This window comes from Natronococcus occultus SP4 (assembly GCF_000328685.1).
In the GTDB taxonomy this organism is placed as follows: Archaea; Halobacteriota; Halobacteria; order Halobacteriales; family Natrialbaceae; genus Natronococcus; species Natronococcus occultus.
Genome location: NC_019974.1, coordinates 3,458,176 through 3,471,512, shown reverse-complemented (window position 1 = coordinate 3,471,512; position 13,337 = coordinate 3,458,176). Strand labels below are relative to the sequence as shown.

At 68.0% G+C, this 13,337-nt stretch carries 10 protein-coding genes and 1 pseudogene; 3 read left to right on the top strand and 8 right to left on the bottom strand.

The genetic code is table 11. The annotated features are described in order from the left end of the window. Positions 1-637 precede the first annotated feature (637 nt). Both NATOC_RS16940 and NATOC_RS16935 read right to left on the bottom strand, forming a co-directional pair. Positions 638-1,273: an IS6 family transposase gene (locus NATOC_RS16940; protein ID WP_015322700.1), complete on the bottom strand. Its 636-nt coding sequence runs from the start codon at positions 1,271-1,273 to the stop codon at positions 638-640. 176 nt (positions 1,274-1,449) lie between these two features. After that, on the bottom strand, positions 1,450-2,403 hold the full coding sequence (locus NATOC_RS16935) for a DUF1616 domain-containing protein (RefSeq protein ID WP_015322699.1): 954 nt from the start codon (positions 2,401-2,403) through the stop codon (positions 1,450-1,452). Positions 2,404-2,741: 338 nt separating this feature from the next. Here NATOC_RS16935 and NATOC_RS16930 point away from each other — a divergent pair, with 338 nt between their 5' ends. Beyond that, on the top strand, positions 2,742-3,608 hold the full coding sequence (locus tag NATOC_RS16930; RefSeq protein ID WP_245549661.1) for a hypothetical protein: 867 nt from the start codon (positions 2,742-2,744) through the stop codon (positions 3,606-3,608). After that, positions 3,605-4,396: pseudogene (locus tag NATOC_RS22910) on the top strand (proline dehydrogenase family protein); the annotation flags it as partial. The gene NATOC_RS16930 and the pseudogene NATOC_RS22910, both read left to right, overlap by 4 nt. A 91-nt stretch (positions 4,397-4,487) precedes the next feature. Here NATOC_RS22910 and NATOC_RS16920 read toward each other — a convergent pair. The 5 genes from NATOC_RS16920 to NATOC_RS16900 form a co-directional block, all read right to left on the bottom strand. Continuing rightward, a complete protein-coding gene (locus NATOC_RS16920; protein WP_015322696.1) occupies positions 4,488-6,017 on the bottom strand; it encodes an oligosaccharide flippase family protein in 1,530 nt (509 codons plus the stop codon). Between the two features lie 129 nt (positions 6,018-6,146). After that, complete coding sequence (locus NATOC_RS16915) at positions 6,147-7,175, bottom strand: peptidoglycan bridge formation glycyltransferase FemA/FemB family protein (protein WP_015322695.1); 1,029 nt, start codon at positions 7,173-7,175, stop codon at positions 6,147-6,149. 138 nt (positions 7,176-7,313) lie between these two features. Next, positions 7,314-8,123, bottom strand: a complete 810-nt coding sequence (locus tag NATOC_RS16910; protein WP_015322694.1) for a DUF4350 domain-containing protein — start codon at positions 8,121-8,123, stop codon at positions 7,314-7,316. Between the two features lie 2 nt (positions 8,124-8,125). Continuing rightward, positions 8,126-8,443: a hypothetical protein gene (locus NATOC_RS16905; protein WP_015322693.1), complete on the bottom strand. Its 318-nt coding sequence runs from the start codon at positions 8,441-8,443 to the stop codon at positions 8,126-8,128. Positions 8,444-8,539: 96 nt separating this feature from the next. Further along, a complete protein-coding gene (locus NATOC_RS16900) occupies positions 8,540-10,426 on the bottom strand; it encodes a hypothetical protein (protein WP_157224645.1) in 1,887 nt (628 codons plus the stop codon). Between the two features lie 337 nt (positions 10,427-10,763). On the opposite strand from NATOC_RS16900, the gene NATOC_RS16895 reads away from it, so the two are divergent. Continuing rightward, entirely contained in the window at positions 10,764-12,101 is a 1,338-nt protein-coding gene (locus NATOC_RS16895) for a twin-arginine translocation signal domain-containing protein (protein ID WP_015322691.1), read from the top strand. On the opposite strand, the gene NATOC_RS16890 is transcribed toward NATOC_RS16895, so the two are convergent. Continuing rightward, positions 12,088-13,308: a carboxylate--amine ligase gene (locus tag NATOC_RS16890; protein WP_015322690.1), complete on the bottom strand. Its 1,221-nt coding sequence runs from the start codon at positions 13,306-13,308 to the stop codon at positions 12,088-12,090. The two genes, NATOC_RS16895 and NATOC_RS16890, sit on opposite strands and share 14 nt — an antisense overlap. Between the last annotated feature and the right edge of the window lie 29 nt (positions 13,309-13,337).

Here is a 13,337-nt window from a genome sequence, read left to right as displayed (position 1 = left end):
TAATTTTCAATAATGATCCTCGGCTCACGGTGTGAAAACAGTGGTTTATACATTGGTACTAATGTAATTCTCACGGAGTATTTGTTACCACTCCGTAGACCGGACAGTGCATTCAGTGAAACTGGTTCCGCTCGCATGGAACCACTGTCCAGCTTATACCCTATATTTATTTTCAGATTTATATTATAACAATGGAATGGTTCAATTATGTAAAATGACCACAATACCGCAGAACGTTTCTCGACTCCTAACTCATAGATTATATGATGGAGCTATCCGGTATATAGCGCGACTCTTAGCATTTCTTCACTTGATATGACTATTCTGATGTGTAGAAAGAAGATAGTTGATAAAATCTATTGATGAATCGTGTTTCTCGGTTAGCTGAGGTAAAAACCTGGTATATGTGTCGATTCTTGTCGTACAAAGAACTCCGCAGTAAGTATCGAATTGGACTTCAGTATTGCTATGTATTTACAAGAGCAAGCGGTCTAATACCGACAATACTTTTACCAATAGCGATCTGCACTCGACGCCGATCAGGTGGAAGCCAGCTTGTCTCTTCAAATAGACAATCAGTCACGTGAGGCTAGACGAAGAACATTCCGGAGGGGCAGTGCCGTTCACACCATTGTGTTTAGTTAAGCAAGTTCCACCAGACAGCGAAGGCTTGTAACCACGTTTCGGCGGTTGTTGGATCGACGTGACTGAAATTATTACTGAATGAGGATGTGCGTCGTTTTACCTCTCTAAAGACACGTTCGACAGCATTCCGATTTCCGTGTCGTTCGGGTCGGAATCGGAGCCCGGTTCGCTGGAGTGCTGTTGCTAGATGCTGGGCGTGATCGACGAGAAACACGGCGTCTTCGACGTCGTGTTTCTCACGAAGCTCTCGGAGGAATCGCTGTGTCAATGCCGTTGTAGTCGTCGTAAACAGCCGTAAGTGCAGGAATTCGTACGTCTCGGGATCGACAGCGGCGTACAGCCAGAACTGTTTGCCGTTGATTCGGATCACCGTCTCGTCGAGCGCAACGTGATCCGGACTGGCGTTACTGGCCGGCTGTAGATTGGCTTTCTGAACCCAGTCGTGGACAGCTTTCCGCGACCGCTCGACACCGAACTTCTCTAATTCTCGAACGGTATTCGAAAGCGATAATCCCGCAAAGTGCAGCCGAATACCCAGCTCCATCAACTGACGCGGTGTCCGCTCTCGCTCCACAAAATCTAATTCGATCCAGTCGCTACCACCACTGAGGCGGGCGATTTTCGCCATAGACCAGCTGAAAATCACCCCGACTCATCCTTCAGCCTTAACTAAACACAACCGTTCACACACACCCACATTAAATCTGACCGCACAGCACTCGCCGAGTAGGGCTGTGAGGAGCCGTCGACGTCCCGAAGCGAAATGGACAGAAAAACAATCGATCAAGATTCACCTCAATGACACTACCCGGGAGCCTCCTCACCGCTGACCATCAAGGAAGCGTATGCATCGGCGGAGTCGGTCGACGGCTCCTCGGGCACCGCATCCGGATACAGCAACCAGACGAACTGAACGTCTCCCCCCGCCGTCGGTTCGAGTTCGTGCTCGACCGTCCCGCGTTCGCCGTCGTCAACGGTCACGTCGAACCGCTCGAGTTCGCGCTCGTCCGTGACAGTGCCGTCGTCCGCGAGCTCCCGCTCGAGCGCGAGGACGATGTAACTTCTCGGCTCGCCCCCGTAGTTGTCGACGCCGACAAACACGGAACCGGCCGACCCCGGCTCGAGGGTCGCTTCCGACTCGGCCAGCAGGTCGCCGTCAGAATCGAGCAGCGAGATCGCCGCGGCGTCGTCCTCGCCGTTCTCGGGCCCGTAACCGTGATGATCAGCGACGGCGAACCCGGCCGCGCCGACGGCGACGATCACGGCGACGGCAAGCGACAGCGTCAGCGCGAGGTCGGTACCGCCGTTCGGTCGGACCACCGCGACCTTCTGTCGAGTCCACTCGCGATACGGCACCCGGAACCGCTCGTCGGGCCGCACCGCCAGTCGTCGCCGCGTCCCGAGGACGCATCCGACGACGATGACGAGCGAGACCCCCACCAGCATCGGGCCGAGCCGGATCCCCCACGGCGTCGCGTTCAGCACCAGCCCAACGGCGGGGACCACGACCGCGCTCGCGACGACCGACAGCGAGAGCCGATCGATGGCGTCGACGTCGCGTCGCCCGGGAAACAGCGCGGCGACGACGACGTAGCCGGGAACGAACAGGAGAACGGCGAGCCCGAGCGGGATCCGAACCGGCGTCTCGCGAACCACCGGCGCGAACGCCGCGACGTTCACCAGCGCCGTCAGCGCCAGCGCCGCAGCGAGGTCGGCAGGGAGCCGCCAGCCCGGTTCGGATTCGCCGTTCGACCCCATCGACACGGAGCTTCCGCCGTCGGCGCATAAAACCCGGTAGTCGTCGTTCCGAACGGTCTCTCGAGCTGATCGACGATCGGAAGCCACGTCCTCGATCCCTTCGAAACGGTCCGTCCGGGGGTCCCGAACCCGCGACCGGTCGCTCGCCGTCGACGTCGGGAAATCCGGAATTATCGGAACGGGCGCGAGGAAACGCAACGTTTCGCTCCCACAGCTTCAAACACCCCTTCGCCGTACGTTCGCCGGGTGACACTCGTGTCGCGTTCCCGAACGTTCGTCCGGTTCGCCCGCCCCGGCTCGAGTCACGACGACGCGCCCGTTCGACGGAGGTGGCGGCCGTGACGGCCGATCTGGGCGACGACGCCTCGACGATCCGTCGGCGGTCGTCGGACGATCACCGTTCGGACTCGAGCGACGCCGAACGCCACTCGCGCGGTCGCGAGGACGTCCGGAGCTTCGAGGAACAGCTCCAGGACCCGACGACGGCGGTCGGGTTCGCCGTCCTCGGCGCGCTGGCGTTCGTCGCCGGGCTCGCCCTCCCCGACGGCCGGACAGTGCTGTTCGCGCTGGCCGGGATCGGCGGGTTCGCCGCCGTACTGGCGGCCGAGATAGAGCCCGAACGGGCGATCGAGGCGCGGGACGCGACGCGGGTGTACGAGACGAGCGCACGGAACCTCGCCCGGCTCGTGGAGACGATCGGTGCGACCGCCGATCGGCGCTACGTTCCGCTCGCGGGACGAGGAGCCGACGGCGTTCGACTGATCGTTCCCCTCGCGGCCGATCGCCCGCGATCGACGGATCTCGTCGCCGAGGACGGCGGCGAGACCGGGGACACGACGCTGTCGCTCGAGCCGGTCGGCGCCCCGTTCGTCGCCGAGCTCGAGCGCTCGCTCGCGGACGGACTAGCGGGCGATCCGGAGCGACTGGCCGAACAGCTGACCGACGCGCTCGCCGACCGCTTCGAGGTCGTCGACCGCGCCGAGCCGTCGATCGACGCCGGGGACGGGCGGCTCGACGTCGCGATTTCGGAGGGCGTCTTCGGTCCCGCGGATCGGTTCGACCACCCCGTCGTCTCGATCCTGGGGGTCGGGCTCGCGGTCGGCCTCGAGCGCCCGGTCGACGCGATCGTGCTGGAAGACCGGCCCGGCGAGCGACGGGTCACCTGTTGGTGGGAGCCCGACGACGCGAGCGATACCGACGGATGATCCCGCCCGTAGCCAGTCGATTCGTCGCCGGCGAGACCGAAGCCGAGGCCCTCGACCGCGTCCGTCGGCTGAACGAGGACGGCCTCGGCGGAATGGTAAATCGGCTCGGCACTCACCACGACGATCCCTGGCGGGTGAGCGCCGACGCGGCGGCCTACCGCGAGCTGGTCGCGGCGATCGGGGAGACGGGACTGGAGGGGGCGGTGTCGGTCAAACCCACCCAGCTCGGGCTCGACCTCGGCGAGGACGTCTTCCGTCGATGCCTGGAGTCCGTCCTCGCGGTCGCGAGCGATCGCGACGTCGTCGTCTGGCTGGACATGGAGGAGCGGACGACGACGGACGCGACGCTCGAGGCGTTCGAGGCGTTCGCCCCCAGCTACGGTGATTCGGGGCTGGGCGTCTGCCTGCAGGCGAACCTCAAACGGACGCCCGCCGACCTCGATCGCCTCGCCGACGTCCCCGGTCGGCTCCGGCTCGTGAGGGGCGGCGCCTACGACGAGCCGCGCTCGGTCGCCTACCGCGATCCGGAGCGGATGGCCCGGGCCTACCGGGACGTCCTCGAGCGGGCGTTCGAGAGCTTCGAGGGGCCGATCGCCGTCGCGACCCACGACCTCACGATCATCGAGTACGCGACCGAACTGGGCGAGTGTCACGGGACGACCCTCGAGGTACAGATGCTGATGGGCGTGCGGCCGACGGTCCAGCGCGAGCTGGCGAGCGAGTACGACGTCGACCAGTACGTCCCCTACGGCAGCCGCTGGAAGCGGTACTTCCTGAACCGACTGACCGAGAACGAACACACGCTCCGGGTCGCACTGCGTGCGCTGCTCGGGCGCGGTGATCGAGCGAGCGGGGCGCCGTCGGATCGCCAGTACCCGATCACTCACGGAGCCTCGGCAGTCGATCGACGACCACGAACAGCCGTCGCTCGAGGCTCCGCGGGAGGACGCCGATCCCGTCGAGCAGCTCGCGGACGTCCTCGGAGGTCAAGGCACCGGTAACGACCGAAAGCACCGCGTACGCCAGCGCGCCAAGCGGCGGAACGACAGCGAGCGCGAACAGCGACGAGGGCGCGAGCAACGCGACCGGGACGACGACGAGGACGGTCCCCGCGGCCGAGAGGAGGACGGGGCGCCACCGCAGCCCCGCGAGCGGGCGGTAGCCCAGGCGACGGGCGGCCAGCGCCTGGAACGCGACGAGGCTGCCGTAGCCGATCGAGGTCGCGACCGCCGCGCCGGCCATCCCGTAGGCGGGGATCAGCGCCAGGTTCAACGCGAGGTTGACCAGCGAGCAGGCGCCCGTCGCGACGAGCAGCGGCCGCAGGGAGCGACGGCCCTGATTGATCGCAAGCGTCGGCCGCGCGACCGCGAACCCGACGACGCCGGGGAGCAACAGCAGTAGCGGGAGGATCGAGGGGGTAAACGCCGAGCCGAGGTAGAGCGGGACGAACGCCCCGGACAGCGCGGCGACGCCGATTGCGAGCAAGACGGTGAGCAAGAGGACGTACCGGGTGGCCCGCTCGGCCTGGCGCTGGATCGCCGTGAGGTCGTCGGTCGCCCAGAGGTTCGAGATCCGCTGGAGGAGCACGAGCTGGACCGCTGTGGGGGCGAGCCAGAGGAACTCGGCGATCGAGAGCGCCCCGCGGTAGTAGCCGACGGTCTCGTCGGTCGTCCACAGCTGCAACAGGACGACGTCGACGTGGTACAGCGAGTTCAGGAACAGAAAGAACAGCACCGTGCTCGCGAGGTAGCCGACGATCCCGCGTTTCGGCAGGTCGACGTCGGGCGGCGAGACGAGCGCCCGCAGCGGGATCGACCGCGCGATAACCGGGAGCGCGAGGACGAACACCGTCGCGCTGGCGAGGATGTGTCCGAGGAGCACCCCCTCGACGCCCAGTCCCAGGACGACCAGCCCCAGCGCGGTGACGACGAACAGCGTCTTCTCGACGACCTTCAGTGGCTCGGAGCGCGATTCCAGCTCGAGCCCCATCAGCGTCCGCAGGTTGTGGGTGGCAAGCTGGCTGGCGAGGGCGTACCCGCCGAGCAGATAGAACAGCGAGGTAAACGGCGCGCCGAACAGGCGGGCAGCGAGGCCGGACCACGCGGCGAGCCAGAAGGCAGCGCCAACCAGGACGCCCAGGAGCAGCGTCGGGCGGAATACGTAGCCGTAGACCGCCGCCTGCCAGGTCGGCACCGAACGCTCGGCGATGTACTTGCGGACCGCGTCGCTGGTCCCGCCGGCGATCACGACGTTGACGAGCCCGAAGATCGACAGCACGAGCGCGTACCGGCCGTACTCCGTCGGGCCGAGCAGCCTGACCAGCGCGGGCGTGAACAGAACGCCCGCGAAGACGACGAACAGCTTCGCGCCGACGACCGACCGCACCGCCGAGGACAGCGAGTCAGCCATGCGGATCCGTCGGTTCCCACGCCGTCGATCGACGTAATACGACGGCCGACCCGTCGACAGTCGTGAGCGACGCGCTCGCCGACGGGTTCGGACGGCGATCGCCCGTCGCGAGCCGAGCCTTTGCTCCCATCAGTTCCACGTCGGCGACCCGAACCGCCAGTAAAGCGTTCGCGCGAGGTCGAGCGCCGACTGGGCCGGCGCGGGTCGGCCCCGTTCCCACAACAACAGCGGCATCGGCCGGGCGCCGAAGTGTTCCTTGAAGCCGAAGACGCCGTTCCTGAAGTCGGGCGTCGACCCCCGGAGCTCGTAGGTCTCGTACCCCCGATCGATCGCCCGCCTGATCGCGTGCTCGTGGAGCAACTCGGGGGCGTGGTACTCGAAGTGATCCCGGGTGACGGCGGTGTAGAGGTGCTGGACCGCCGACTGCTCGTCGTCCTCGAGGAACAGGTACATCCCGCGTCGCCGTCCGTCGACCCGCAGCGAGAGGATCACGACCCGGTCCTCGAGGTTCTCGAGCGCGGCCAAAAAGGTGTAGGGAACTGCCCGCATCCCGACCCGATCCATCACCCGTACGTAGTCGTCGTAGAACGCCGCCAGCACGCCGGCCGTGAGGGGTTCCTCGCGGACCTCGAACTCGGTCTCGTGGCCGCGCCTGATCCCGCGGCGGCGCTCGCCGTCCATCCGCTCGAAAACCGCGTCCCAGCCGCGGGTGAGATCCAGCGCGAACCGACAGGAGTGGACGGTGACGTCGTACCCTCGCTCCCGGAGGACGTTCTGGTACCGGACGTACCCCTCGTCGTAGGTTCGGAGCTGGTTGAACAGGACGCGCCCGTCGCAGCGCTCGGCGACGCCGTCGAGCAGGAGCTCGATCGCCCGCTCCTCGTCGGTCATCGCGATCGGCCCGCCGTAGCCCGGTTCGATCGACTTCAGCTGGGCGACGGGGCCAAGCGGGGCGACGAAGTTCGGCAAGAGGGCGATCGGATTCCCCTTCTTCGAAACCAGGACGTGTCTGGGCTCGCGGTCCAGCCCCTCCTCAATCGCCCGGAGCCACTCGTAGCGGTGAAAGACGCAGCCGAGTTCCGAGCCCTCGACGACGTGGTTCCACTGGTTGCGGTTCGCCTCCTCGATGCCGTCGATGTGTTCGACTTCCAGAGCCATGCGAGAGTCGACGCTCTCCTTTCCCCACCGCGCGCCGAGAAATAGCTTCGGAGCGTCAGCCGGCTACGGTCGGATTTCCCGCTCCCGTGGGTTCGGAAACCGTCCGTTGCGTCGACGGGTTGCTGGACGAACCGGCTGCTACGAGCCGACGCGATCGAGGACGCGTTCCTGCAGCGTCGCCAGCGGCGGGGGATCGTCGGCGCCCGGCGCCAGCAGGACGACCCGATCGGCGTCGGCGTACCCGTTCGCCAGCAGCGCCGCGTTGTCCTCGCGGTCGAGCCCGCCGTTGGTCGCGAGTGCGGCGTCGCCGACGACGAGCACCGTTCCGCCGCCGACGTCCTCGACCGTCACGACCGGGTGAGGTTCGGGCGTCGTCTCCTCGTCGCGGGTCGCGTCGGGGTCGTCGACGAGGTAGCTCGACTCGCTCGTCGTCGCGAGGACGGTCGCGTCGTTCGGTTCGATCGCCGTCGCGCGGTCGAGCCCCAGTCGGTCGACCCCCGCCGTCAGCTCGTGGTCGGCGGTCTCGGTCGCGGTCGGCATCGCGGGCCCGCGGTGGTGGTGACGATCGTCGCGGAGCACGCCGTCCTCGAGGCGGGCCTCGGCACCGACCGATTCGAGGACGTCGTCGGCCGACGGATCGTCGGCGAGCACGATCAGGGTCCCGCCCTCGCGGACGAACGCCGCGGCGTCCGCGGTCGATTCGTCGGTCTCTGGTCCGGGGATGGCGATCGCGGCGTCCGCGTCCTCGAGATCGTCGTTGCCGACGGTCGCGTCCTCGCTGTCGGGGTCGTCCGCGACGGTCTGGCGGAGCTCGCTGGTGCCCTCGCTCCCGGGATTGTACGGATCGTGGGCCTCGCTCGCGGTCGCGCCGAACCAGACGGTCGCGAGGACGACGGCGGCGGCGAACGCGAGCAACGCGAGCCGTCGTCGATCGACGGAGTGGAGCACGGTTACGCGAACACCCCCACGGCGACGACCGATCCCGGAGGGAGTGCGAGACCGACGGAGAGCAGCTCGAGCGTGCGACCGACGAGGACGGCCGCGACGGCGAGGGCGCCGACCGCGGCGAGCCACCGGAGGCGGCGCCCGCGCCAGCGCGGCCGGACCTCGACGGGCGTCAGCACCTCGTCGAGGACGACGGCTCCCAGGACGGCCAGCAGGATGAACGCGCCGAGGGAGAACGCGCCGAGGACGGCGAGCCCGAGCGCAGCGCCGAGGGCCCAGGCTAGCTGGAGTCGGAGGTAGCGGCGTCGTCGCGGCGTCGTCATCGGACGCTCCTCCACGGTCGGAGCCGTAAAGTCACCGGACGCTCTCGGCTCGGGAGTGCGGTAATCGGACGTTTCGAGCGCGGTCGGACGTCTTCCTCAGGCGTGGAACGACACCGATCCCGAGTCGTAGACGCGGTCGCGCTCCGCGAGCGACTCTCGGGGAAGCTCGGCCTCGTCGACGTACGCCGAGAACTGCAGCGGTCGGTCCGCGAGTTCGTCCTCGCGGACGAGGACGGCGTCGTGCTCGTCGAACATGGCCTCGCCCGCACCGGCGTCGATCACCGAACACTGCGCGCCGTGAAGTTCGCCCAGGTACCGACAGCTGACCCGATCCGTGCCGAACGCGCCGCGGTAGCGGTCGTCGATCGTCTCGAACGACTGGCGCTCCTCGTCCGCGAGGTAGAAGGTGTAGAACGGGCGCTCGACGACGGGGTTGTCCGAGGCGGTGAAGTCGTTCGAGACCGCGGTGAACGTAAACAGCGAGAGGATCACGAGCGCGGCGAGCAGGGTCGCGAGGCCGCCCCGGCGAACGAGTTCGTACAGCCCGTACCCGCCCGTCAGCGCGACGAACGCGAACGCGTAGTGGCCGAACCGGTCGACGTTGACGCCAGCCAGCGCGTCGAGCAAGAGTAGCGGGCCGGGAAAGACCAGCGGCGCGAGCGCGACCGCGACGACGCCGATGGTCAGCAGGTGCGGACGCTGCACTCGGCCGCCGTCGCCCGCGACGGCCCCGTCCGGAGGAGCGCGGTCGTCGGCGACGGGTTCTCGGGACCGCCGCTCGAGCAGGAAGAGAAAGCCGAGCAGGAGGAAAAAGAGCGCGAAGCCGTAGGGGACGTAGTTCGCGACCTCGACCCAGGGGCTGGCAATCACGCCCTCCGGAACCGCCGACTCCGAAGGGTCGAACAGCACCGACTGGATCGTCCCCGCGATCCGCGCGACGACGAACTCCGCGGCGTACAGCCAGTAGAGTCCCGTCGCCAGCACCGACACCCCGAGGACGTAGACGTCGACCAGCGGCTCGGATCGCCCCGTCGCGCGCTCGGCGACGGCCACGAGGACGAGGATCGCCAGCACGAACGGGATGGTGACAGGGTGGGCGACGACGATCGCGACGACGAGCCCGAGGGTCAGCAGGCGCACGTTCCCGGTCGGGCGACTCGCGAGCGCGACCAGCAGGGCAAGCAGGAGGATCGACGTCGCGCTGCGGGGGATCGAGTACATCCCGTAGAAGAGATACAGCGGGAACGCGATCGCAACGAGCGCCGAGAGGAGCCCGAACGTCTCGTCGGGGTGAAGCCGACGGGCGAACCCGTAGATCAGGCCGACCCCCGCCGCGAACAGCCCGCCCGAGAGGAGGAAGGCGGTCGTGTGGGCCGCGACGCCGTCGCCCAGCAGGAGCGAGCCGAACGCGGCGTGGACGTGCCAGAGCTGGAACGACTCGTAGCCCGGCAGCAGCGTCGACGTCCGCCCGGTTTCGAGGATCGAGTTCGTGATCGCGGTGTGGGCCGAGAGGTCGGTGTGGCCGACGAAGAAGCCGTAGTTCAGCGTGACGCTGTAGACGACGAGCAGGAGGGCGACGACGAGGTGATAGAGCGCGACGGCGCGCCTCGATCGCCCGGGCGGCGTCGCGACGATCAGGAGAAAGCAAAGTCCGTAGAGAACGGCGACGCCCGCGTAGAACCCGTAGGGGCGAACCTCGGTTACGACCAGCGCGACCACGAGCGCGGCCCCCAGGAGGTGAAAGCACGTCGACCAGAGCCGCCAGTCGACCCGGATCGCCGTCGCGGCGCTTCCGACGCCCGCCCGATCGGTACGAACCAGGCGAGCGACCAGCGGCGCGGCGATCATCGGGACTGCAACGTACAGGCCGAGGATCGACAGGTTCGGCAGGCCCAGCACCAGCGGGACCCCGACCCCCAGCACGGCCGCGCCGACGAGCGCGACCGAGAGGAGCGACACCGGCTCGACGGACCGTCGGCTCACGCTCACGATACCCTCCGGAGCCGTGCGAGCGTGGCGTTCGACGCGGGCGAGGCGGTCGCCGACGGTGCGAGCGTCGCCGACTGGCGGTGGTGCATCGTCGGCGCCTCGCTACGCGAACCGGTGCGAAAAACGTTACAGCACGTTCGACGAACAACGCGAGGGTAATCGGCCGCTGGGTCGCGGCGGTCGGCGCCGGTTGCGAGGTTCGGGCCCGTCGTCCCGCACAGCGGTAACCGGACGTTTGCGAACCGTCCGCGCGGTCGGGCGAGCACAATCCCGGACTTCTCGCGGCGACGGTACCGAACGCTATAGCACCGCCACCCCCTCCCTTCGGAGGATGGAGCGGCGAACCGTCCTGAAGGCCAGCGGCGCCCTCGTCGGAGCGACCGTCCTCGCGGGGTGTCCGTCGGACGATCCCGAGGAGCCGACGGAGCCCGACGAGCCGCCGGACAACGGTGACGAGGACGACGATGAAGAGCCGCCCGCGGCTCCGCCGGCGGACGACGACCCGGTCGGGTTCGAGGACTCGCTCGCCGACCGCGCCGACGAGGACGCCGCGTTCGTCGGCGTCGACTACGACGTCCTCGAGTCGCCGACCGACGTCTACCGTGTCTGGTCGGGCGATCCAACGGCGTTCTCGCTTGTCGACAACTACACGTTCGAGGGGGAGCGCGCGTTGCGCTGTGAGATCCCCCGCGGGGAGAGCAACGGGAGCAACGCCGCCTACTGGTTTCCGGCGAACGGTGACGGGCAACCCCTCGAGGTTCGCCAGCGCGCGATGGTTCGGCTGGCCGACTGGGAGATGCGGGCGGGCGACGTCTGTCGATTCTGGGCGCTCGGCCTGAACACGGAGGCGGGGGAGCGCGGTTCGGGCGGGCGCGGCCGTCCCTCCGGGACCGACGGCTGGTCGAGCGCGCTGGCGGTCACGAACCGGAAGGGGCGGTCGGCCGACGAGTACGCGCTCGCGACCTACACCTATCACCTCGATCAACCCTCGACGAGTGGCGAGTTCGAATTGACGGGCGTGCGGGTGCCGGCCGACGAGTGGGTCGCCCTCGAGACCGCCGTCTCGATGAACTCGATCGAGGACGGCGAGGCCGTTCCCGACGGCGAGGTCCGGTGCTGGCTCGACGGCGAACTGGCCTACGAGCGGACGGACTTCAGGTGGACGACGATCGAGGAGCAGGCCGTCGAGTACGCCGGTCCGCTCGTGCGCTACGGCGGGCGCGAGACCGCACCGGCGGATCTGGCGATCTACTACGACGAGCACGAGCTGCTCGCGACGGGGCTCCCCGAGATTCCTCCCTACGACCAGCACCCCTACTTCGAGGACCCGGCGAACATGGACGCCTACGACGGACGGGTAACCTACGTCAACGGGGCCGAGTCCGCGACCTATCGCCTCTCGGTCGACGGCACGGTCGTCCACACTGACTGGAGCAACGCCGACGGCCACCAGGCGACGTACAACGGGACCGTCGAGATCACGCCGGCCGACGAGTCCGAAAGCGGAGACGCGATCGCCGAGGCGACGGCCGAACCGAAGACCGTCGACGGCTACCTCTTCGACGGCGAGGTCGTCGCGTTCGAGGCCGACCCCGCTCCCGACGAGCTGTGGGTCGGTGGGGACGAGGTCGATCCCGACGACTACCCCGACTCGCCTACCGACGCGTGAACGCGACCGCCTCGCGGTCGAGGGCTCCGTCCGGCTCCGCGGCGCTCGTCGGCAGCCGCTCGAGGACGGCGGCCGGCGGCGTCAGCCAGGCCCCGAGATCCGAGCGGTCGACGTTCCAGGGGACGCCCGGTTTCACGATCGCGCCCAGACAGTCAAGCAGTCGCTCCTCGTCGCGGTTTCGCGCGTAGTAGTACAGCTCCCGCAGCGGGAACGTCATCTCCCCCGTCGGCTCGGGCGATCGGTCGGGGAGGCGATCCTCGAGTCCGAGCGTCCTCGCGACCAGCCGCGAGGCGAACCGGTAGCCGTGGGTGCTGGCCAGCGCGTAGGACGCCCAGAACTTCGGGTTGATCTCCATCAGGACAAGCTCGCCGTCCTCGCGGCGCTTGAACTCGACGAGGGCGACCCCGCGCCAGTCGAGGCTCCGGAGCAGCTCGGTCGCCGCCGACTCGACCGCGGGGTCCCGGCGCAGCCGGAGATGCGTGCCGCTGCCGCCCCGGCGGGGGACCGATCGCAGCTCCTCGTGGGCCATCCGGAGCTCGACCTCGCCGTCTAGACAGAACAACCCGCAGCCGTCGGTCGCCCCCGAGCCGTCGATCGACTCCTGGACGAGCACCTCGCCGGTCGGCGAGGCGGCCGCGAGCCGGTCGTAGACCTCCCAGAACCGTCCCGGATCCACGATCCGGGCGGTCGTCTCTCCCCCGCCACCGGCCTCGCGGCGGGCCTTGCAGAACAGCGGGAACTCGAGGACGTCGAGCGCCCCCGGCTCGCGGCCCTCCGAATCGAGGGTCGCGACGAGCGCCGAGTGGTCCCGGGGAACGTCGATCCCGAGCGTCCTCGCCAGCTCCGCCGTCGCTCGCTTGTCGGCCGCGGTCTCGAAGGCGTCGGGCTCCGGGAGACAGGTCGAGACGAACGCTGGAAGGTCGTCGCGGCCGCTCTCGAGTGCGGCTGCCGACCCGTAGCCGACGGGAAGCACGAGATCGGGGCGGTGCGTCTCGATGACGGCACGGACGGCCTCGAAATAGCGGGGATCGTCGGTCGCGGGGATCGCGACCGCGACGTCGCAGTACCGCGAGCGGAGGAGTCGGCTGTGCCGACTCGTTCCCGCGCCGACGACCGTCGCCCCGACGTCCTCGGAGAGCTCCTTGGCGATCGTCAGCGAGGCCGGGTAGTCGCCGTCGAGCACCAGCACCCGTGGATCCGAGCGCATAGCGCGAGGGCGAGGGCCGAACGGAAAGC